Below are 19,965 nucleotides of genomic sequence, written 5' to 3'. Positions count from 1 at the left end.
AATTTAGTTAGTTACTTTTTAAGAATGTTTCCTTTTGCGTCTGTGTAAACTGTTGATTTCACATCACGCACGATAATATCAATTTTGTATTCTTTTTTATCGTTTACGTAAGCTTTTTCAAGTTTAACACCAGGATAAGCATTATCTAAAGCTGTTTTTATGGCTGCCGGAACAGCGTCAACTTCTTTGTACTCATCTTGAAATTTTACTAATTCTGTTGTTGACGAAACAACAATTGGTGTGGCTTGTATTGACAGTCCTCCTAACAGGATCGCTGCCGATAATAATATCTTTTTCATAATGATAGTTTTTTAGTTAGGGATTATTTTTTCACCCAAGATCCATCGGCGTTAGCATACAAAGAACCTACTTTGTCGCCTACAGTAATCTCTAATTTATATTGAGAAGCAGCAGCATTTTTGTATGCTTTGTTCAAAACTGCATCTGGATACGCTTTTTTAAGCGCATTTGTTACTGCAGTTGGAACTTCTTCATTTTTGATTTCTGTAAATTCATCTTGGATTGAAATTGATTTTACGGTTGTATTCACGATTGGCGAAGTTGAAGCAAATGATGTTAAACTTCCCAAAAGGATTGCGGCTGATATAAATAATTTTTTCATGATAGTAATTTTTAATAGCGTTAATTAATTTGTTTGGAACAAAAAGGGATTATTTTTTAATCCAAGTTCCATCTGCATTAGCATAAAGAGCTCCTACTTTATCTCCTACTGCTACTTCTAATTTATATTGTGATGCAGTGTTTTTGTAGGCTTTGTTTAGAACTGCATCTGGATATGCTTTTTTAAGAGCATCTGTCACTGCAGAAGGAACTTCTTCTAATTTAATTTCTGTATATTCATCTTGAATAGAAATTGTTTTTACGGTTGTATTTGCGATTGGCGAAGTTGAAGCAAATGATGTTAAACTTCCCAAAACGATTGCGGCTGATAAGAATAAATTTTTCATGATGTATATATTTAAGAGAGTTAATTAATTTTATTTAATGTTATTCAAACTTATTTTTGAATCCAGCTTCCGTCAGCGTTAGCAAAAAGATTTCCTGTTTTTTCACCAACAGTAACATCTAATTTGTATTCAGACTTTGCATTTTTGTATGCTTTAGTAAGCACTGCATTTGGAAATGATTTTTTTAACGCCTCTGTTATTGGAGCTGGCAGTTCTTCTAATTTGATTTCAGTATATTCATCTTGAATAGAAATCGTTTTTATAATAGAATCTTCAATTGAAGAATTTGCTGCGAATGAAGTTAAACTTCCCAAAACAATAGCGGCTGATAAGAATAGCTTTTTCATAATGTAAATTTTAGTTTTGTTGTTGTTTACGCTTTAGATAATGAAATTATTATGCCGTAAACTAAAAGTTGGCTTCCATACCACATAAACCCCTATAAACAAAGAAGTTTCGATTGTTGTGCCAAAAATTTACATTTAATAAAAGTGTGTAATCTGTTTAAGAAGTGTGTAATTTTTATACACTTTTAGTGTTTCCTAATACCCGAAAACAACAAAACCCAACGAGAACTAAAACTCGTTGGGTTTATATAAAACAAAAAAAGCTGCCGAAAATCGACAGCTTTTAAAATTATTCTGGACTATTCATTTTGAATGTCTCCATAAAAGCAGTTGTATAATCTCCTTCTATATATTTAGGATCATCCATTAATTGTCTGTGGAAAGGTATTGTAGTTTTCACACCTTCAATTACGAATTCGTCAAGAGCTCTTCTCATTTTACTGATAGCTTCTTCACGAGATTGTGCAGTTGTAATCAACTTAGCAATCATAGAATCATAGTTTGGCGGAATACTGTAACCAGAATAAACGTGAGTATCTAAGCGAACTCCGTGTCCTCCTGGCATATGAAGTGTAGTAATTTTTCCTGGTGAAGGACGAAAATCGTTATAAGGATCTTCAGCATTAATACGAACTTCGATAGCGTGTAATTGTGGCAAGTAATTTTTTCCTGAGATTGGAATACCAGCTGCTACCATAATTTGCTCGCGGATCAAATCGTAATCAATTACTTGTTCAGTAATTGGGTGCTCAACTTGAATACGAGTATTCATTTCCATGAAGTAGAAATTTCTGTGTTTGTCAACCAAGAATTCTACAGTTCCAGCTCCTTCATATTTAATGAATTCAGCAGCTTTTACAGCAGCTTCTCCCATTCTTGTACGAAGTTCGTCTGTCATGAAAGGTGAAGGAGTTTCTTCAGTAAGTTTTTGGTGACGACGTTGAACAGAACAATCTCTTTCAGAAAGGTGACATGCTTTTCCGTAAGAATCTCCAACAACTTGAATTTCGATATGACGTGGCTCTTCAATAAGTTTTTCCATGTACATTCCGTCATTTCCAAATGCTGCAGCAGCTTCTTGACGTGCGCTTTCCCAAGCTTTCAAAAGATCTTCTTCTTTCCAGATGGCACGCATTCCTTTTCCACCACCACCAGCAGTAGCTTTCATCATTACTGGGTAACCAATTTCTTTGGCAATTTTTTGTGCATGCTCATAAGATTCTAATAATCCATCTGAACCTGGCACACAAGGAACTCCTGCTGCTTTCATTGTAGCTTTAGCAGAAGCTTTATCTCCCATTCTATCGATCATTTCAGGAGCAGCACCAATAAATTTGATTCCATGCTCTTGACAAATTTTTGAGAATTTAGCATTCTCAGAAAGAAAACCGTATCCTGGGTGTATTGCATCTGCATTTGTAATTTCTGCAGCTGCAATGATATTTGACATTTTTAAGTACGATAAGTTACTTGGCGGGGGACCAATACAAACCGCTTCATCAGCAAACTTAACATGCAAGCTTTCTGCATCGGCTGTAGAGTAAACGGCAACCGTCTTAATTCCCATTTCCTTACATGTACGAATTACACGAAGTGCAATTTCTCCTCTATTCGCAATTAATATTTTTTTAAACATCTTATTTAAATTAAAAATTACAAATTCCAATCTCCAAATTCCAACTCATTGGATTTTGTGATTTCTCTATTGGAATTTTTAAAAATTATGATGGATCTACTAAGAATAAAGGTTGATCAAATTCAACTGGAGACATATCGTCAACAAGAATTTTAACAATTTTTCCTGATACTTCAGATTCGATTTCGTTGAATAATTTCATTGCTTCAATTACGCAAAGAACATCTCCTTTAGATACAGTACTTCCAACTTCAGTGAAAACAGGTTTGTCTGGAGATGGTTTTCTATAGAATGTTCCAATGATTGGAGATTTTATAGTAACATATTTAGAATCGTTAGCAGCTGGTGCCTCTGGAGTTACATTTACAACAACTGGCGCAGCAACTTGTGGAGCAGCAGCTTGTGGCAATGCAGCTTGAGCTGGCAATTGCTGTACATAAGTAGCCTCAGTAACATTTGTTTCTAAAGTTGTTCTAATAGTGATTTTTACATCATCCATTTCTAACTTTACTTCAGCAACTCCCGAATTTGCTACAAATTTGATTAGGTTTTGAATTTCTTTTAAATCCATAATGATTCGTTTTTAGTTTTAATTTATTTCTTATCGTAAGCCCACTTTAAATAGATAGATCCCCAAGTGAATCCACCACCAAAAGCAGCAAAGATTACATTATCTCCTTTTTTAAGCTTGTCTTCAAAATCAGCTAATACTAATGGCAAAGTCCCAGAAGTAGTATTACCGTATCTTTCAATGTTTACCAAAACTTTAGAATCTTCTAGTTCTAATCTTCCAGCCGTAGCATCAATGATACGTTTATTAGCTTGATGTGGCACCAACCAGTCAACATCTTCATTTGTCAAATTATTTCTTTGCAAAATCAATTCGCTTGCATCAGCCATATTTGTAACAGCATATTTGAAAACAGTTTTACCGTCTTGCATAATATTGTGCTGTCTGTTTTTTACAGTTTCTTCAGAAGGTGGAATCAAAGAACCTCCAGCTGGGATTTTAAGGAAATCACGCCCAACACCATCACTTCTTAAATATTCATCCTGCAAACCTAAGCCTTCATAATTTGGTTCGAAAAGAACTGCACCAGCTCCGTCACCAAAAATAATACAAGTCGCTCTGTCTTTATAATCTACAATTGACGACATTTTGTCTGCACCAATTAAAAGTACTTTTTTATAACGTCCAGACTGTACATAAGCCGCAGCAGTTGACATTCCGTATAAGAAACTTGAACATGCTGCTTGCAAATCGTATGCAAATGCATTTGTTGCTCCAATTTCTGTAGCAACATAAACTCCTGTAGAAGCCACCATCATATCTGGTGTTGCTGTCGCCATTATAACCATATCAATCTCAAGCGGATCAATATTTGCTTTTGCAATTAAATCCTGAGCTGCTTTTATAGCAAGATATGATGTTCCTTTATCAGCATCTTTCAGGATTCTTCTTTCTTTAATTCCTGTACGAGTGGTAATCCATTCGTCATTGGTATCTACCATGGTTTCCAATACTTTGTTCGAAAGAACAAAATCTGGAACATAGCCTCCAACAGCGGTAATTGCGGCTGTGATTGTATTCATTATATTCTATTATTTCCTTTCAAATACGGGGTATTTGAAAAATTTTTAAAAGACTTGAAAATTACAAAAAAAAACGTAACGAATTTGTCTATATTTTCCTAAAAAACGAAAATTATAACCAACAAAAAAAACTCTCACTATGTGAGAGTTCTAGTATAATTTACAAAAACGTATTAAGCAACCGCTTCAGATTTATCGATAACAACTTGCCCTCTGTAGTACATTTTACCTTCATGCCAGTAAGCTCTGTGGTATAAATGCGCCTCACCTGTAATAGGACATGTAGCGATTTGAGCTACAGTAGCTTTATAATGTGTTCTTCTCTTATCTCTTCTTGTTTTCGAGGTTTTTCTCTTAGGATGTGCCATTTTACTATATTATTTATCCGTTAATAGTTTCTTTAATTTTTCCCAACGCGGGTCAATATCTTCTTCTTTATTACTCTCTTCCTTTTGTTCTTTTACACTTAATTCATTCAGTTTTGTTAAAGCTTCTGTTTGCAGACTTCCGTCTTTAACACCTGGATGAATTCTTTTTTGAGGTACAGAAAGCGCGATCATTTCATAAATATATTGCGCCACATCAATCTCATGCTCACCATGTGGTAAAATCAACAACTCTTCATTATCATCATTGAATTCTTCTCCAAAGCGAACAATTAATTTCATTTTCCCTTTTATCGGTAAATCAAAATCTTCGCCTGTTACATCGCAAGGCACGTTTACAGTACCCTTGTGTTTGAATTCTAACTCTAACATATTACTTTTCTTATCGAAAAGTAAATTGACTTTAATATCTGAACTTTGAAACTCATCGTACTCAAAGTTCTTAAAGAACGTGTTATTTATTTGATACTCAAAATGGTGTTTTCCTAGTTTTAATCCTACGAAAGGAATTAAAAATTCTTTTGTTTTGCTCATTTCAACATCAATTTGATCAATTCAAATCTGTAAACAGATATCTGAATTGGGGTGCAAAGATATAAAATTATTACAAATCTAATAATCTTATTGACCTTTTTTTGTTTATAACTGTTTTTCTTTTATTTTTAGAGGTTTTTGGCTAATCTCCTCATACTGATTACGCGAGCGAAAAATATCGATCGCAAGATAAACCGCTTCTTTAAACGAATTAAAATCTGCCATATCTTTTCCAGCAATATCATAAGCAGTACCATGATCTGGCGAAGTCCTTACTTTATTAAGACCAGCTGTATAATTTACTCCTTTTCCAAAAGACAAGGTCTTAAAAGGAATCAATCCTTGATCGTGATAGGTTGCCACAATAGCATCATATTTCTCATATTGACCGCTTCCAAAAAAACCATCTGCCGGAAATGGACCAAAAACCATTGTTCCTGCTTCAAATAATTTCTTCAAAACCGGTTTCAAAACCAAATCATCTTCTTTTCCAATCACTCCACCATCTCCAGCATGCGGATTTAATCCTAAAACTGCAATTTTCGGCTTAACGATGCTAAAATCCTGAATCAATGATTTTCTTATTGTTTCTATTTTTCTTGTAATCAATTCTTCCGTCAAATGAGATGAAACTTCATTTAATGGCACATGATCTGTCAAAAGACCTACTCTTAAATTATCTTGTACCATCATCATAAGTGCATTCCCTTCCAACTCCTTATCTAAATAATCTGTATGTCCTGGAAATTTAAATTCTTCTGACTGAATATTGTACTTATTAATTGGCGCAGTGACCAAAACATCAATAAAGCCTTCTTTCAAAGCTTTTGTTGCTGCTACAAAAGATTTAATTGCATATTCGCCTATTCGCTCATCATTTTTCCCAAAATTAATGTCAACCCCTTCTTTCCAAAGATTAAAAACATTTACTTTCCCAGGCAAAACTTGCTCTAATTTGTCTACGCCATGAAATTGAACCGAAGAAGTAAAACTCTTTTTTACAAAAGACAATATTTTCGCATTTGCAAAAATAACCGGCGTACATAACTCCAGCATACGAGAATCCTCGAATGTTTTCAATATAACTTCGCTTCCAATACCGTTTAAATCTCCTACTGAAATTCCAACAATTATATTTTCTGCTTTTTTATTCATGAGCTCAGCTTATTTATTACTAATTTTGATGTGCAAATTTAGTAAAATAAAACAACAATGTTCACAGGAATTATAGAAACCCTAGGAAGGGTTCATGAAATACAAAAAGATCAAAACAATCTCCATATTACAATCGACTCCTCTTTTACCAACGAATTAAAAATTGACCAAAGTGTTTCTCACAATGGAATCTGCCTAACCGTTGTCAATATAAAGGACTCGCTTTATACTGTAACAGCAATTGACGAAACTATTTTAAAAACCAATATTGGCGATTGGAAAACTGGCGATATCGTAAATCTAGAAAGAGGAATGAAACTAGGAGATCGCTTAGATGGACATATTGTACAAGGCCATGTAGACCAGACAGGAACCTGCATCAAAATCGAAGAAGCTAATGGAAGCTGGAACTACACGTTTGAGTATGACAAAAACCTAAACAATATTACCATTGAAAAAGGCTCTATTACAGTCAACGGAGTAAGCCTTACCGTTGTAAATTCAAAAACAAACGAATTTAGCGTTTCGATAATTCCGTACACTTTTGAAAACACGAACTTCAAAGATTTCAAAGTTGGAACTAAAATAAATTTAGAATTTGACGTTGTCGGCAAGTACATTTCAAGGCTATACGCCATTAACAAGTAGAAAAAATCACCCACAAAAAAAGCTTCAATTTATATTGAAGCTTTTTTTGTTAAATTATATCTGCGAATTGCATAAACACCAAACAATACGGCACATCCAGCCAAAACTGCCAAATTCTGATCAATAGGTCCTCCTGGCGGTGGCGGTGGCGTAGTAGCAGGAGCAGACGGTGCTGGAGCTGCTAAAACATTTGACACAGTCATTAAAGTAATGCAACATGCAAAAAAAATAGTTTTCGTTATCTTCATAAGTTTAAACTTGCCTAGACAAGCGGTTTTAAATTAGACTTGGGGTCTTTTATGAAATTTCGTACAAAGCCTTATCGCTAAAGACTTTTACCCGACAAATGTAGAAGATTTTTACAAAAATACAACCCTAAAAACAAAAAAAGCTTCATAAAAAATTTATGAAGCTTTTATCTCTTGTGGTCCCACCTGGGCTCGAACCAGGGACCACCTGATTATGAGTCAGGTGCTCTAACCAGCTGAGCTATAGGACCGGTTTAGAGGATGCAATATTACTACTATTTTTCATTCACTCCAAATATTTTAAGACATCATTTGTATTTAATTCTCAAAACTTTCTTCTATTCGTAAAAACGAATTTGATTTTCAACATCTTATTTAAAAATTAAAATGACATTTTTTTTATCTAATTTCTTGACAAAGCTCAACTAAAACACCATTTGTGTTCTTCGGATGGAGAAAAACCACCAATTTATTGTCGGCACCTTTCTTCGGAATTTCATTTATGAGCACAAAACCTTCACTTTTTAAACGGATAATTTCAGCTTCGATATCATCGACATCAAAAGCGATATGATGAATTCCCTCTCCTTTTTTCTCTAAAAATTTAGCAATCGGGCTTTCTGGATTTGTCGCCACCAAAAGTTCAATTTTATTATTTCCGGTTTGAAAAAACGAAGTCAAAACACCTTCGCTTTCTACTGCTTCCATTTTATAAGATGGAACACCTAGCATTTTTTCGAACAAAACATTTGCATCGTCCATATTTTTCACCGCTATTCCAATATGCTCTATTTTATTTACCATCTTTTCAAATTTATTGATTCACATACGTGTTAAAGTAACCACATTCTGCAATTACGTCTTTATAATATTGGGTATCCGAATACTCTTTTCTTAAAGTCTTAAATGAATTCCAAGCGATAAAATTAATTTTATCATCCTGAATTTCCCAATAACTATTAATGTTATTGTATTTTTTATTGTAATAATCATTTCGTTCGCATTTCGAAATCAGATACAAACATTTTGCTTTTTGCTCTTTGTTCGCCGCTGCTTCAAAAGCTTTTTGATAATACATTTTTGAAACCGAATTATTGGTAATCATTTCTTTCATAGTATTTCTGAAAGAATATGGACTTGAACCATAACCTACAATATTATTCTCATAAAAAGTTCTGCCATTTCCAAAATGCGAAATATTATAAAACGCATTTCCCAACAAAAGACTATTCGTATAAACATCTTCTTTTTGAACCAATTTATCTTGCATTGCTTTTATTGTAGTCAAGAAATCCATATACGTATATTTCTTTTTTTGATATGCCGCATGTTCGCAATCATGACAATCTTTTATATTTCCGTTAAATGGATTTCCTAAAAATTTAAAATATTGAACCGAATCCGTTTTCTGCATAAATTCAATTGCCTCTGGAATTTTATTATTGAAAGTAGCTTGAACTGCTTGGAAATTATTAATATCCTTCAGTTTCAAACTGTAAATCCCTGCTCCTATTTTTTCAATTTCTGTTTTATTTGATTTTTCTAAAAATGACTTTATGCCAAGTAAATTTTTCTCATTATCATAAAAGGAATTTCCATCATTCCAATAACTATATCGAGATTCGCCAAAAATTTCAGCCATTACTAAATTTCCCTTTTCTCTATAAAGTGTAGACAAATAACTTCTGCTCCACGCAGACGCATTCCCATAACGGAATTCCTGACCTTTGTACGTTTTTGGCAATTCATAATAAAGCCAATTCAAGTCGGCTAAAACTGTTTTGACATTTGAATCTGTCAATTTATCAATTTTACTCAAATTGTTTACAAAACGAAGAATTCGAATTTGAAACCCAGCCAATTCTGTTTTAGGAAGTGTCTTTTCTGCTTTGTCAAAACTTTTGTCTGCATTGGCATATTCGCCTTTCAAAGTTTGAAGATAGCCTAACGACAAATCCCACAAATACGGTTTCTGCGTATTTCCAGCATTCGAGATTTTTGCAATCAAAGCAAACGCATCATTATTAAGTTTAGCTTGATTTTCTGTTTTATTTTCAGCAACCGTCTGAACTTTCATTGGAGCATTTTCTCCTGCATCTTTCTTAAATGAATTATTTAGCGCCTGTTCTTGCCTATTTACCAATCGCGTTGCGAGATAATTTAAATGCTCACTTTTTGGATCCAATTCGTAAATCTTTTCAATAGCTTGTTTTTCATCTTTGTAATAACCATGAATTGCCCAAAGCGCCGCTTTTTGTTTGTTGTCTTTTGCCATTGCCAAAGACTTATTCCAATCCGATTCATTTTTTGGATGAAAACTATATGCAGTTACCACGCGCAATTCCGGACATTTATCAAAAACCTGCGCATACAAGTAATTGGAAACCGCATATTTTTTCTGCTTGTAATTAATTCCCGCAACATACGAAAGCGCTCTGTAATACAGAATATTCTTTGGAACTGAACTTTCGGTTTTATTAAAAAAGTCGATCGCTTTTTGTTTGTCATTGCTATAGAAACGAGCTTTCATTGTCAAAAACCAATAACGGTTTTTCAAAAACGGATCAGCATTAGTGTTATAAACATTTTCAATTGACTGAATCATTTTTGCATCATTAAAAGTTTTTGCCACAACAGGATCATAACCCCAATAATCTTCACCAATTGAAACGGTTTCTATTTTTTGTGCCAAATATAAAAATTCAATAAAACTCTTTACTTTCCCATCTTTCAGATTTAGCTTTTTACCCCATTTTTGAGAAGTCTTATTCTCTTTTTTGTTCTTGTAGAAAACATGAAGATCTGCAATTTCTTCTTTGTTTTTAATTCCACTTTTATCATCAGAATAATATCTTGGCTTTTCATCTCCAATTAAAAAATAATTCACCGCTGTAGTGTCAGCTTTTCCTTTTAAATAAGAGGCCCAATCTAATTTTATATTTTTATTGAATCTAGAATTATGTTCTGTATCAAAACCAATTCTGTAAAAAACATCGCCCGATAAAAACAATGGAGAATACGATTTGTCAGCAAAAGCTTCTGGCGTAAAATTGGAATTTTCTCCAAAAAAATCCCAGTCGTCGCCACCGGCGCAAGCATAAATTACGCCATAAATCGAAAGAAGGCCAAGACTAAAAGTAAGAAACAGTTTCTTTGAAAATATTCTTTTCATAATTATTTAAATTGAATTCGTCTAAATCGTAAAATATAATTTCTTTTGGAGGTTCCATGCTATTGTTGCTTAAATCTTCAGCCATTTCTTTTAAATCTTTTGGTGAAATTGCTTCAACTTTGAGCAAGTCATTTTCTTCGTAATAAACCCCATTTTTGTAATTAGATTGTCTGACTTTAAAAAAAATCGGAGTTATCTTTTGAAAGTTTTTGTCTTTTTCGAGCGCTGTGAAATTTAATTTTGAACGAAGTCCTAAGACTTTTTTGTCCCGAATATGAATTGCCCAAGAATAAATTGGAAGCGCATAATCCAGATGAAGCGGATATCTTTTTAAGCTTTTCAGGTATTTTTTCGAAATCTCCTTACTATAAATAGAGTTGAGAGAATCAGGAGCAATACTTCCCATATTATAAAACATCAAAACGCCTGAATCTACATTTGGTATTTTCGTTTTCTTGAAATACTTTACTTGATGCAACCGAATTGTAGCCGAAAGTTTTTTCTGCGAAAGCTTCTTAATTTGTTCAATAAATTCAAGATAATGCTCTTTGCTTTTTAAAGTCCAATCACAGTCAATCTGAATTTGTGCGCAGGTGATTTTATTTTTTGAACTAATTTCATCAATCAAATGAATGGTCTTTTTTGCCAAATCTTCAACATCAAGATTCGGTTCAAGCATTACTTTGTTTTGAATAAAAACTACTGGAACAACTTCAAAACGTTGTATATTTTCCTCAAAATGAATTGGGCTTATAGGAAACGGAATTTTCTTTTCTGGATGCAATCCAATATCAAAATACCGAATATAAAGTTTGTGAACGTTATTGTCTTTCAAAACTTCTTTTTCTGTTTCTGAAAATTTCAAATTGGTTTTCCAATAATAAAAAGCGATTGTGGGCGGGTCATTTTTACTGCAGGCTGTCAGTAAAAGAAAGAATGAAATCCAAAAAAACCTTTTTAGCAAAACTAAGCGATATTATATTTTGAAATCAAAAGTAAGAAAATATTACCATAAAAAAGAAAGCAAAGCAAAATTTGTAAATCCTAATAAATAGATAAAAAATTTCAATTAAAGCAATAATAATCGTTATTTTGTGCAATCAAATTCAAAAACGATTATGTTGAAAAACACTCTGAAATACATTTCACTTTTATTGGTATTTTTAATGATGAGCTGTGCCAAAAGAGGCAGTATTACAGGCGGGTTAAAAGACACAATTCCTCCAGTATTGATTTCAAGTTCACCTAAAAATTTCAGTACTGATTTCAAAGAGACCGAAATCAAATTGGTATTTGATGAATATGTAAAACTGAAAAACTTAAACAAACAGCTAATCGTTTCGCCTCCGATGAAGCATGAACCGGTTATTCTTCCAACAAATGCGAGCAAATTTATTACGATAAAAATCAAAGATACTTTACAACCAAATACGACTTACAGCATCAACTTTGGTCAAAGTCTTGCAGACAATAATGAGGGAAATGCGATCAATCAGTTTAAATATGTTTTTTCGACGGGGCCATATATTGATTCACTTTCCGTTAAAGGAATCATCAAAGATTCTTATGAAAAATATGTAGACAATTTTGTTTCTGTTATGCTTTATGAAGTAAACGACAAATACAAAGATTCAACTGTTTACAAAGAATTACCGAGATATATTACAAACACGCTAGACAGTTTGCGCACCTTTCAATTAGAAAATTTAAAGGCTGGAAAATATCTTTTGGTTGCCATGAAAGACAAATCAAACAACAATAAATTCAATCCAAAAGATGACAAAATTGGTTTTATAAAACATCCAATTACGATTCCGAATGACACTATTTTTGAATTGGAATTATTCAAGGAAACTTTGCCTCTAAAAACATTCAAACCAATTCAAGCATCTGGAAACAGATTATATCTTCCGTATGACGGAAAGCAGAATTTCAAGGTTCTGAAACCAAAAATTACCCTGAAAAATCATACTGAAACTCTAGAAACGATTGTAACGCAATTTCCTAAAAAAGATTCACTGCAAATTTGGTACAAACCAATAAAAACAGATTCGCTTTCTTTAGAAGTCAGCGCCGAAAAATACAACAAGAAATTCGCTTTCAAAATTAAAGATCTGAAAAAAGATACGCTGAGCATCAAACCAGTGCAAAGTGGCGTACTTAATTTCAGAGAACGATTTACACTTGAATCAGAAACACCTTTAGTAAAATTTGATAGTACCAAAATCGCATTAGTCAATAAAGATTCTGTTGCTGTAAAATTCACTACTGAATATGATGAATTTGAACAGAAATTATATTTCGATTTCAAAAAAGAGCCTTTAGAAAAATACCGTTTTACTTTATTGCCAGGAGCATTAACCGATTTTTATGACAAAACAAATGATACTTTGTCTTATAAATTAACAACTAAAGAATTGGAGGATTATGGAAATTTGGTTTTAAATCTTCAAAATGTAAAACGCTTCCCGATTATTGTTGAAATCACAAACAAAAAAGGCGACAAAGTTTTAGCCAGCGCTTATTCTGAGGGCCAAACCAAAATCGAGTTCAACTTAGTAGAACCCGAAGCATTTGCCGTACGTGTTATTTATGATGACAATAAAAACAAAATGTACGACACTGGAAATTTCCTGACCAAAACATATGCTGAAGAAGTCTTTTATTTTCAAAAAGAAGTTGATGTCCGATCCAATTGGGATGTCGATCAGCCTATTGATTTAAGCATTCCGTTTAGTCCAGAAGTCGAGAAAAAAACAGACAAGAAAAAGCAAAAAGAAGCCGAAAAGAAACGGAAAGCATTCTAATTTAACTTAAAAAAATGGATAACGATCTGATTATTGAAAAAAGTTGGTTCAAAAGAAATTGGACATGGACCGGTATTTTTCTTTTTTTAGCAATATTCCTTTTCATAGTTTTATTAAATGCCAATTCCAAAAATGGTTTAGCCGACACCGTAACTGCTTTAAACGAAGATATTCTTTATGAGAAAGCAATACAAATTGCAAACAACGATCCTAATGTTTTAAAAACAATTGGAAAAATTGAACCAATCGACAAATTAGCCATTTTAGAAGGCACTACTTCTTACACAAACGATAATAAATCTGTCCATTTATCGATTCGAATAAAAGGCAACGAAAAGCAAGCTAAATTAGATATTCAGGCGAATAAAAATGGTACGGAATGGAATTATCAAAAAATTGTGATCCGAACTAAAAATCCAAACCAAGAAATTGCTGTTTTAGCAAAACCTTGAAAAAACTATTTAAGCTTAATCTCAAAAACATCTTGATCACTTAAAAAATCAAGTTTTTTTCGAGTTTCAATCATTTTTTCTTTGTCTAGTTCAACCACAAAAACACCAGCTGTTTCTTGTGGCTCTAGGATGTAATGTCCTAAAAAATCAATTGCCTGCGTATGACCGATATGCTCATAATTATTAGCATCAAAGCCAAGTCTGTTTACACCAATCGCATAGCTTAAATTTTCAATTGCACGTGCTTTTAGCAAAGCATCCCACGCATTTGTGCGTACTTTTGGCCAATTGGCAACATAAATAAGCAAATCATAATTTTCGACATTCCGGGCAAAAACTGGAAATCTCAAATCATAACAAACCTGAAGACAAATTTTCCAATCTAAATAATTTACGATTACTTTTTCAGTTCCCGATGTATACGATTGATTTTCTCCAGCCAATGTAAACAAATGGCGTTTGTTATAATATTGCGCTTCTCCTGATGGAAAAACAAACAACATTCGATTGTAGAATTTGCCATTTTCTGTAATAACAACACTTCCTGTTATGGCAGCATTTTTTTGTTTTGCTTTCAATTTCATCCAAGAAATAGTTTCGCCTTGCATTGTTTCTGCAACAGCCGAAGCATTCATTGTAAATCCGGTCGAAAACATTTCAGGAAGCACAATCAGATTCACTTCCGAAGTAATTTCATTGATTTTCAAATCAAAGTTTTCTCGGTTTTTAGAAGGGTTTTCCCAAAAGAGATCGGTTTGGATTAATGCAATTTTCATTTTTTATAATGGATATGAAATCAAAAACAATTTAAAATTAGATTACAACCAGGCTCGGAACAGCCTTTTTATAAGGTTGCAATTTTTCGTGCGTTGGCTCTTCTTCAGTAATTACATAACTCACGTCAGACAAACTCGCAATTTTCATTTTAAGAACTGTATTTAATTTTTCTGTAATAGTTAAAACTGCTGTTTTTTTAGAAGCCTGAATCATTGCTTTTTTCACCTGAACGGTTTCCCAATCAGAATCAGAATAACCACCGTCAACATCTAAAGCATTTGTTCCTAAAACCAAAAGATCGGCTTTTATATTGGCTAACTGATGAAAAGTTTCTCCGCTTATACACATTTGGCTATAAGAAGAAATACTTCCGCCAATCATAATGGTTTTGATATTTGGCTTGTCCAAAAGCTGCACTGCCGTTAAAGCCGTAATTGTAAAAACAGTCAAATTAAGATCATTCGGGATCAAACGAATAAATTCCCGAATAGTCGTTCCGCCATCCACAACCAAAACCATTCCGTCATGAAGAAGACCAACCGCTTTTTGCGCAATCACCTGTTTTGCCTCAACCGCATAAGTCTGATTCGATGAAGAATAGTGATATCCTTTAGTCATTGCACCGCCTTTTACTTTTATCAAAAGCGAGTCAGCATCCAATTCGTTAATATCACGTCGAACAGTATCTTCAGAAACGCCAAGTTTTGCTGAAAGAGTTTCAAAACTTACACGCGTGTGCAGGTTGATTTCTTTCAAAATATGATTTTTACGTTCTTCTTTGCTGTAATTTAAAACTTCATTTTCAGTACTCATGCCATTTATTTTTTACTTACAAAAATAAGCATTTCAAGAAACAATTCCTGCAAACTGAAACTTGTATTGCCAATAAAAATTTTCAATAGACTAGTTTTAAAACCATTTCCATATCTTTAAATCTCTTTTTTAAATAAAAATCTAAAGTTTTTCTCTTATGAAAAAATTCCTTTTTTTATTTTTTATTCTCTTTTGTTTCATCGGAAATTCTCAAAATTTTCAGCAGAACATTTCTATTATTCCTGCACCAAATTTTTACAAACTGACTGGAGACAGCATTCAGATAAATGGAAAAATTCAAGTTACTTTTAAAAACAAAAATTACAGTGAAAAGGAATTAAAATCGGCCAAAATTTTAGAATCGGCTTTGAACATTTCTGCTTCTTCAAAAAAATCGAATCTTAAAATTGAATTTGATTCAAGCAAAAATCTTTCTTCAAAAGAAGTTTATAAAATTGAAATCACTTCAAACAAAATTATGATCGAAGGACAAGAAGAAGGGCTTTTTTATGCCGTTCAATCTTTGTTGCAACTTCTTCCGAACAAACTTTCAGGAACAGAAATTAAAATTCCGTGCCTAATCATCGAAGACCAACCCCGATATTCGTACCGAGGCTTGCATTTAGACGCCTGCCGTCATTTTTTCTCAATTGATGTTATAAAAGATTTTATCACACAAATGTCCAGTTATAAGTTAAACAACTTTCATTGGCACTTAACAGACGATCAAGGTTGGAGAATTGAGATAAAAAAATACCCAAAACTGACCGAAATTGGTTCAAAAAGAAATCAAACTTTAGTCGGAAATAAATTCGAGAGAACACCCTTTTTCTTTGATGGAAATCCGTACGGAGGATTTTACACTCAGGAAGAAATTAGAGAAATTGTAAAATTTGCTGCAGACAATTATGTAAATATTATTCCGGAAATCGAAATGTCGGGGCATGCTTCGGCGGCGGTTACGGCTTATCCAAATTTGGCTTGTTTTCCTGATCGAAATTATAAAGTAGCAGAATCTTGGGGCGTTTTTGAAGATGTTTTCTGTGGAGGAAAAGATGAAACTTTTACATTTCTGGAAGATGTTTTGACAGAAGTTATGGCTTTATTTCCAAGTAAAAATATTCATGTCGGCGGTGATGAATGCCCAAAAACACGATGGAAAGTTTGTCCGAATTGTCAAAAAAGAATCAAGGATTTAGGTTTGAAAGATGAACATGAATTGCAGAGTTATTTTATTAAAAGAATTGAAAAGTTTTTGAATGCCAACGGAAGACAGATTTTTGGTTGGGATGAAATTCTTGAAGGCGGACTAGCTCCGAACGCTGTGGTTATGTCTTGGAGAGGAGAATCAGGTGGCATTCACGCGGCAAAACTGAAACATCCCGTTGTAATGACACCAGAAGGAACAGTTTATTTTGATTACAATCAAGGTTATTCACCAAATGAACCACTTACAGTTGGAAGATTGAGCACTTTAGAAAAAGTATATCATTATAACCCAACTCCAGTTGACAGTTTATCGGTTGAAGAACAAAAATATATCATTGGCGTTCAAGCCAATCTTTGGTCGGAATATTTGACGAATTCTGCCAAATTGAATTATATGCTTTATCCACGACTGTTTGCTTTGGCAGAAATTGCATGGACAGCACCTCAAAACAAAAATTACGATCATTTTATTCAAAATCAACTTCCCTATCATTTAGAAAAACTGGAACTGCAAAATCGATTATATAAAGTTCCAACGCCTTTTGGTGCCGATGAAACCGCACTAATTGCATCAAAATATATTTTGGATTTAAAACCAACCATCAAAAACGGAAAAATATTCTACACGATTGATGGTTATAATCCCGATGAAACGACAAATTTGTATCAAAATCCAGTGACGATAAATGTTCCAAAAGGAGAATTCCGAATTATCAAAACAATTCAAATTAGCGAAAGCGGCAAAAGAAGTTCCATCAATAAAATCATTGTTCGAAATCCTGATATAAAACCAGCTTTGGCAATTCAACTAAAGAAAAATGGTTTGAAATATGAATATTTTACCGGAAACTTTTCTCAAGTTCAAGATTTAAAGCTTTCAAAACCTGTTTCCTCTGGAATTTTTGAAGGCAAAATCAGCGCTGAAAAATGGAAAACGAAATTAGAGCGCTATATCGGCTTAAAATTCGACGGATACATCTTTATCCCAGAAACTGGAAATTATACTTTTTCGACGCTTTCAGACGACGGATCTAAGCTTTTTATAGATAATGAACTCATCGTAAATAATGATGACATTCATTGGGCAAATGAAGCTTATGGAGCCATTAAACTAGAAAAAGGATTTCATCAACTAAGCATCAGTTATTTTGATTTGACCGGTGGCACGATTTTAAATTGTTTTATAAAGCAGGAAGGAAAAGAAAAACAAGAAATTAGCGCCTCGCAATTATATTATGAATAGAAAACAAAAAAGCATCTGCCGTTGGCTGATGCTTTTTTTGCTTTTAACAGTTTAAAAAATTTACTTCCCAGTAATTGCTTTACTAAGATCTTCAAAGTCATCATCTTTTAAGTTGTACAATCCTGCACCATAAAAGTAATATACAGGATCTCCTGATTTTGCATTTACAACTTCCAAGTATTTATTTGCATTCATACTTACATATCTCAAATAATAAATCTCTTCATTATTTAAAATTTTCTTTTTCAAATCTTCATCTTTTATAAACTGATACTTATATTTATAATCTTCCAAAAGCTTTTTAATTTCCTTTTCATCTCTAAGTTTTTCAGTTATTTTCCACGCATTATATTCCATTAAATACGCTTCCGGAATATACAATGTCGCTTCTTTCAAATTCTTTACTTCTGGTTTCACAAAATCGTCATAAAGGCCAATATGCTCTCCTTTGCTGATAATCTGGTTAATTTGTTGGAAATAGTTTTTCAACATACCTAAATTAGTATTTGTAAAACTCTCCTCAGTATACATTCTTTCATAAAGAACACTTCTCTTTTCGTCAGATCTGGCAACCATTGCATCTGCTAAAAACTTATTGTTGACGCTTAACGGTGCTCGTGCTATATAAGATAAATTTTCATCAAAAAGCTCATTTAGTTTTTTGCTGTATTTTTTATCATCAGTTTTAAGCTTAGCAAAACCTTTGTCAAATTTCTCCTTATCTAAAACACGTATTGCAAAATTAGTATGAACGAAAGTTGTACCTTTTGAACTCACCATTATATCACCAATAAATTTTGCAATAGAATACTTTCCATCAGCATAATCTAATATTTTAAAATCGTTGTATCCGATCACTTTAAATGGCGTAACGGTCCAAACCTCTTTTAAAATTTTTTCATAATCTTCTTTCTTATCCAATTGAGGCAATATAAAAACGGTAGTTGTTGCTTTAAATTTATCCAACTCTCCTTTTTCAAAAGCTTCATTTGCTCCCCTATATGAAGATGTTATCGCTACTTGAGCATAATTTTGAAAACTTAAAGCAAGCATTGCAATCAGTAAAATTCTTTTCATTCTTGATGTTTTGTTTTTGGTTGTTATTTTATGAAATAAAAATAGTACAAAAAAAAAGCATCCGCCAAATGACAGATGCTTTTTTATTTATTTAAAAGATATATATTATCCTTTCAAACTTGCTGCTAAATACTCACGGTTCATACGTGCGATATTTTCAAGAGAAATTCCTTTTGGACATTCAACTTCGCAAGCTCCAGTGTTTGTACAGTTTCCAAAACCTTCCAAATCCATTTGGTGAACCATGTTCAATACACGGTCAGTTGCTTCAACTTTACCTTGTGGCAATAATGCATATTGAGAAACTTTTGCAGAAACGAATAACATCGCTGAAGAGTTTTTACAAGTTGCAACACAAGCTCCACAACCAATACAAGCAGCAGCATCAAATGATTTATCTGCATCATCTTTTGGAATTGGAATAGTATTCGCATCAATTGTATTTCCTGAAGTATTTACAGAGATAAATCCTCCTGCATGTTGAATTCTGTCAAAAGAACTTCTGTCAACAACTAAGTCTTTAATTACTGGGAAAGCTTTTGCTCTAAATGGCTCGATGAAAATCGTATCACCATCTTTAAACATACGCATGTGTAATTGACAAGTTGTAACACCTCTGTCTGGTCCGTGTGCTTCACCGTTGATGAATAAAGAACACATTCCGCAGATTCCCTCACGACAATCGTGGTCAAATGCTACTGGCTCTTCTCCTTTGTTGATTAATTCTTCGTTAAGAACATCAAGCATTTCAAGGAAAGACATATCTGGTTCGATTCCATCGATAGGATATTCTACAATCCCTCCTTTATCTTGTGCGTTTTTTTGACGCCATATTTTTAATGTAAGTTTCATACCTTTTTCGTTTGAAAGTCATAAAGTCGAAAGTCGAAAGTCGCTTGG

The 19,965-nt window shown here is 33.2% G+C and carries 22 protein-coding genes and 1 tRNA gene; 4 read left to right on the top strand and 19 right to left on the bottom strand.

Annotation, left to right across the window (positions count from 1 at the left end):
• Positions 1–11: 11 nt before the first annotated feature.
• The 10 genes from AAYQ19_RS18420 to pdxA all read right to left on the bottom strand — a co-directional run bounded on the left by AAYQ19_RS18420 (position 12) and on the right by pdxA (position 6,619).
• Entirely contained in the window at positions 12–299 is a 288-nt protein-coding gene (locus AAYQ19_RS18420; protein ID WP_343538313.1) for a hypothetical protein, read from the bottom strand.
• A 23-nt stretch (positions 300–322) separates the two neighbouring features.
• On the bottom strand, positions 323–622 hold the full coding sequence (locus AAYQ19_RS18415) for a hypothetical protein (RefSeq protein ID WP_343538312.1): 300 nt from the start codon (positions 620–622) through the stop codon (positions 323–325).
• A gap of 49 nt (positions 623–671) precedes the next feature.
• Entirely contained in the window at positions 672–968 is a 297-nt protein-coding gene (locus AAYQ19_RS18410) for a hypothetical protein (RefSeq protein ID WP_343538311.1), read from the bottom strand.
• A gap of 50 nt (positions 969–1,018) precedes the next feature.
• On the bottom strand, positions 1,019–1,315 hold the full coding sequence (locus tag AAYQ19_RS18405) for a hypothetical protein (protein WP_343538309.1): 297 nt from the start codon (positions 1,313–1,315) through the stop codon (positions 1,019–1,021).
• 289 nt (positions 1,316–1,604) lie between these two features.
• The gene (gene accC / locus AAYQ19_RS18400; RefSeq protein ID WP_026728325.1) at positions 1,605–2,951 is read right to left on the bottom strand and encodes an acetyl-CoA carboxylase biotin carboxylase subunit; all 1,347 of its coding nucleotides are present in this window, start codon (positions 2,949–2,951) and stop codon (positions 1,605–1,607) included.
• Positions 2,952–3,036: 85 nt separating this feature from the next.
• A complete protein-coding gene (accB, locus tag AAYQ19_RS18395) occupies positions 3,037–3,522 on the bottom strand; it encodes an acetyl-CoA carboxylase biotin carboxyl carrier protein (protein WP_026728324.1) in 486 nt (161 codons plus the stop codon).
• A gap of 23 nt (positions 3,523–3,545) precedes the next feature.
• Complete coding sequence (locus AAYQ19_RS18390) at positions 3,546–4,544, bottom strand: beta-ketoacyl-ACP synthase III (RefSeq protein ID WP_343538304.1); 999 nt, start codon at positions 4,542–4,544, stop codon at positions 3,546–3,548.
• Positions 4,545–4,717: 173 nt separating this feature from the next.
• Positions 4,718–4,912, bottom strand: coding sequence for a 50S ribosomal protein L32 (gene rpmF, locus AAYQ19_RS18385; RefSeq protein WP_008465217.1), 195 nt, complete (start codon positions 4,910–4,912; stop codon positions 4,718–4,720).
• A 9-nt stretch (positions 4,913–4,921) separates the two neighbouring features.
• Positions 4,922–5,464 carry a YceD family protein gene (locus AAYQ19_RS18380; protein WP_343538292.1) on the bottom strand — a complete coding sequence of 181 codons (543 nt, stop codon included), beginning with the start codon at positions 5,462–5,464 and terminating at the stop codon, positions 4,922–4,924.
• 105 nt (positions 5,465–5,569) lie between these two features.
• Entirely contained in the window at positions 5,570–6,619 is a 1,050-nt protein-coding gene (gene pdxA / locus AAYQ19_RS18375) for a 4-hydroxythreonine-4-phosphate dehydrogenase PdxA (RefSeq protein WP_343538291.1), read from the bottom strand.
• Positions 6,620–6,676: 57 nt separating this feature from the next.
• Between pdxA and AAYQ19_RS18370 the strand changes: the two genes are divergently transcribed.
• Positions 6,677–7,267 carry a riboflavin synthase gene (locus AAYQ19_RS18370; protein ID WP_343538289.1) on the top strand — a complete coding sequence of 197 codons (591 nt, stop codon included), beginning with the start codon at positions 6,677–6,679 and terminating at the stop codon, positions 7,265–7,267.
• Between the two features lie 29 nt (positions 7,268–7,296).
• Here the strand turns inward: AAYQ19_RS18370 and AAYQ19_RS18365 are convergent, their stop codons facing one another.
• From AAYQ19_RS18365 to AAYQ19_RS18345, 5 genes are all read right to left on the bottom strand, one after another.
• A complete protein-coding gene (locus AAYQ19_RS18365) occupies positions 7,297–7,515 on the bottom strand; it encodes an Fjoh_0651 family PID-CTERM protein (protein ID WP_343538288.1) in 219 nt (72 codons plus the stop codon).
• Between the two features lie 177 nt (positions 7,516–7,692).
• Positions 7,693–7,766: transfer RNA gene (locus AAYQ19_RS18360), tRNA-Ile, on the bottom strand.
• A gap of 148 nt (positions 7,767–7,914) precedes the next feature.
• Positions 7,915–8,319 (bottom strand): methylmalonyl-CoA epimerase, encoded by a 405-nt coding sequence (gene mce / locus AAYQ19_RS18355; RefSeq protein WP_343538286.1) that lies wholly within the window; start codon positions 8,317–8,319, stop codon positions 7,915–7,917.
• A 10-nt stretch (positions 8,320–8,329) separates the two neighbouring features.
• Positions 8,330–10,687, bottom strand: coding sequence for a hypothetical protein (locus tag AAYQ19_RS18350; RefSeq protein ID WP_343538284.1), 2,358 nt, complete (start codon positions 10,685–10,687; stop codon positions 8,330–8,332).
• Entirely contained in the window at positions 10,647–11,552 is a 906-nt protein-coding gene (locus AAYQ19_RS18345) for a hypothetical protein (RefSeq protein ID WP_343538282.1), read from the bottom strand. The genes AAYQ19_RS18350 and AAYQ19_RS18345 overlap by 41 nt, the downstream gene beginning before the upstream one ends.
• A 253-nt stretch (positions 11,553–11,805) precedes the next feature.
• On the opposite strand from AAYQ19_RS18345, the gene AAYQ19_RS18340 reads away from it, so the two are divergent.
• Together AAYQ19_RS18340 and AAYQ19_RS18335 are read left to right on the top strand one after the other, a co-directional pair.
• Entirely contained in the window at positions 11,806–13,494 is a 1,689-nt protein-coding gene (locus tag AAYQ19_RS18340) for an Ig-like domain-containing domain (RefSeq protein WP_343538280.1), read from the top strand.
• A gap of 14 nt (positions 13,495–13,508) precedes the next feature.
• Positions 13,509–13,946, top strand: a complete 438-nt coding sequence (locus AAYQ19_RS18335) for a cytochrome c oxidase assembly factor Coa1 family protein (RefSeq protein WP_343538278.1) — start codon at positions 13,509–13,511, stop codon at positions 13,944–13,946.
• A 5-nt stretch (positions 13,947–13,951) separates the two neighbouring features.
• Here the strand turns inward: AAYQ19_RS18335 and AAYQ19_RS18330 are convergent, their stop codons facing one another.
• Both AAYQ19_RS18330 and AAYQ19_RS18325 read right to left on the bottom strand, forming a co-directional pair.
• On the bottom strand, positions 13,952–14,722 hold the full coding sequence (locus AAYQ19_RS18330) for a nitrilase family protein (protein ID WP_343538276.1): 771 nt from the start codon (positions 14,720–14,722) through the stop codon (positions 13,952–13,954).
• A 37-nt stretch (positions 14,723–14,759) separates the two neighbouring features.
• Positions 14,760–15,536, bottom strand: a complete 777-nt coding sequence (locus tag AAYQ19_RS18325) for a DeoR/GlpR family DNA-binding transcription regulator (protein WP_343538275.1) — start codon at positions 15,534–15,536, stop codon at positions 14,760–14,762.
• A 157-nt stretch (positions 15,537–15,693) separates the two neighbouring features.
• Between AAYQ19_RS18325 and AAYQ19_RS18320 the strand changes: the two genes are divergently transcribed.
• Positions 15,694–17,988: a family 20 glycosylhydrolase gene (locus AAYQ19_RS18320; RefSeq protein WP_343538273.1), complete on the top strand. Its 2,295-nt coding sequence runs from the start codon at positions 15,694–15,696 to the stop codon at positions 17,986–17,988.
• A gap of 60 nt (positions 17,989–18,048) precedes the next feature.
• On the opposite strand, the gene AAYQ19_RS18315 is transcribed toward AAYQ19_RS18320, so the two are convergent.
• Positions 18,049–19,065 carry a hypothetical protein gene (locus AAYQ19_RS18315; RefSeq protein WP_343538271.1) on the bottom strand — a complete coding sequence of 339 codons (1,017 nt, stop codon included), beginning with the start codon at positions 19,063–19,065 and terminating at the stop codon, positions 18,049–18,051.
• 105 nt (positions 19,066–19,170) lie between these two features.
• Positions 19,171–19,917 carry a succinate dehydrogenase/fumarate reductase iron-sulfur subunit gene (locus AAYQ19_RS18310; RefSeq protein WP_343538269.1) on the bottom strand — a complete coding sequence of 249 codons (747 nt, stop codon included), beginning with the start codon at positions 19,915–19,917 and terminating at the stop codon, positions 19,171–19,173.
• Between the last annotated feature and the right edge of the window lie 48 nt (positions 19,918–19,965).

It is taken from the genome of Flavobacterium mesophilum (genome assembly GCF_039581405.1).
In the GTDB taxonomy this organism is placed as follows: Bacteria; Bacteroidota; Bacteroidia; order Flavobacteriales; family Flavobacteriaceae; genus Flavobacterium.
The sequence above is the reverse complement of the archived record's forward strand: the minus strand, read 5'-3'. Positions and strand labels throughout refer to the sequence as shown.

Excerpts from the sequence above, each read along its gene's own strand:
- AAYQ19_RS18405 (WP_343538309.1), bottom strand. The coding sequence starts at position 1,315 with ATGAAAAAGCTATTCTTATCAGCCGCTATTGTTTTGGGAAGTTTAACT.
- AAYQ19_RS18420 (WP_343538313.1), bottom strand. The coding sequence starts at position 299 with ATGAAAAAGATATTATTATCGGCAGCGATCCTGTTAGGAGGACTGTCA.
- AAYQ19_RS18330 (WP_343538276.1), bottom strand. The coding sequence starts at position 14,722 with ATGAAAATTGCATTAATCCAAACCGATCTCTTTTGGGAAAACCCTTCT.
- rpmF (WP_008465217.1), bottom strand. The coding sequence starts at position 4,912 with ATGGCACATCCTAAGAGAAAAACCTCGAAAACAAGAAGAGATAAGAGA.
- AAYQ19_RS18310 (WP_343538269.1), bottom strand. The coding sequence starts at position 19,917 with ATGAAACTTACATTAAAAATATGGCGTCAAAAAAACGCACAAGATAAA.
- AAYQ19_RS18415 (WP_343538312.1), bottom strand. The coding sequence starts at position 622 with ATGAAAAAATTATTTATATCAGCCGCAATCCTTTTGGGAAGTTTAACA.
- pdxA (WP_343538291.1), bottom strand. The coding sequence starts at position 6,619 with ATGAATAAAAAAGCAGAAAATATAATTGTTGGAATTTCAGTAGGAGAT.
- AAYQ19_RS18390 (WP_343538304.1), bottom strand. The coding sequence starts at position 4,544 with ATGAATACAATCACAGCCGCAATTACCGCTGTTGGAGGCTATGTTCCA.
- AAYQ19_RS18350 (WP_343538284.1), bottom strand. The coding sequence starts at position 10,687 with ATGAAAAGAATATTTTCAAAGAAACTGTTTCTTACTTTTAGTCTTGGC.
- AAYQ19_RS18315 (WP_343538271.1), bottom strand. The coding sequence starts at position 19,065 with ATGAAAAGAATTTTACTGATTGCAATGCTTGCTTTAAGTTTTCAAAAT.
- AAYQ19_RS18320 (WP_343538273.1), top strand. The coding sequence starts at position 15,694 with ATGAAAAAATTCCTTTTTTTATTTTTTATTCTCTTTTGTTTCATCGGA.
- AAYQ19_RS18365 (WP_343538288.1), bottom strand. The coding sequence starts at position 7,515 with ATGAAGATAACGAAAACTATTTTTTTTGCATGTTGCATTACTTTAATG.
- AAYQ19_RS18340 (WP_343538280.1), top strand. The coding sequence starts at position 11,806 with ATGTTGAAAAACACTCTGAAATACATTTCACTTTTATTGGTATTTTTA.
- AAYQ19_RS18410 (WP_343538311.1), bottom strand. The coding sequence starts at position 968 with ATGAAAAATTTATTCTTATCAGCCGCAATCGTTTTGGGAAGTTTAACA.
- AAYQ19_RS18325 (WP_343538275.1), bottom strand. The coding sequence starts at position 15,536 with ATGAGTACTGAAAATGAAGTTTTAAATTACAGCAAAGAAGAACGTAAA.
- AAYQ19_RS18380 (WP_343538292.1), bottom strand. The coding sequence starts at position 5,464 with ATGAGCAAAACAAAAGAATTTTTAATTCCTTTCGTAGGATTAAAACTA.
- accC (WP_026728325.1), bottom strand. The coding sequence starts at position 2,951 with ATGTTTAAAAAAATATTAATTGCGAATAGAGGAGAAATTGCACTTCGT.
- accB (WP_026728324.1), bottom strand. The coding sequence starts at position 3,522 with ATGGATTTAAAAGAAATTCAAAACCTAATCAAATTTGTAGCAAATTCG.
- mce (WP_343538286.1), bottom strand. The coding sequence starts at position 8,319 with ATGGTAAATAAAATAGAGCATATTGGAATAGCGGTGAAAAATATGGAC.
- AAYQ19_RS18335 (WP_343538278.1), top strand. The coding sequence starts at position 13,509 with ATGGATAACGATCTGATTATTGAAAAAAGTTGGTTCAAAAGAAATTGG.
- AAYQ19_RS18370 (WP_343538289.1), top strand. The coding sequence starts at position 6,677 with ATGTTCACAGGAATTATAGAAACCCTAGGAAGGGTTCATGAAATACAA.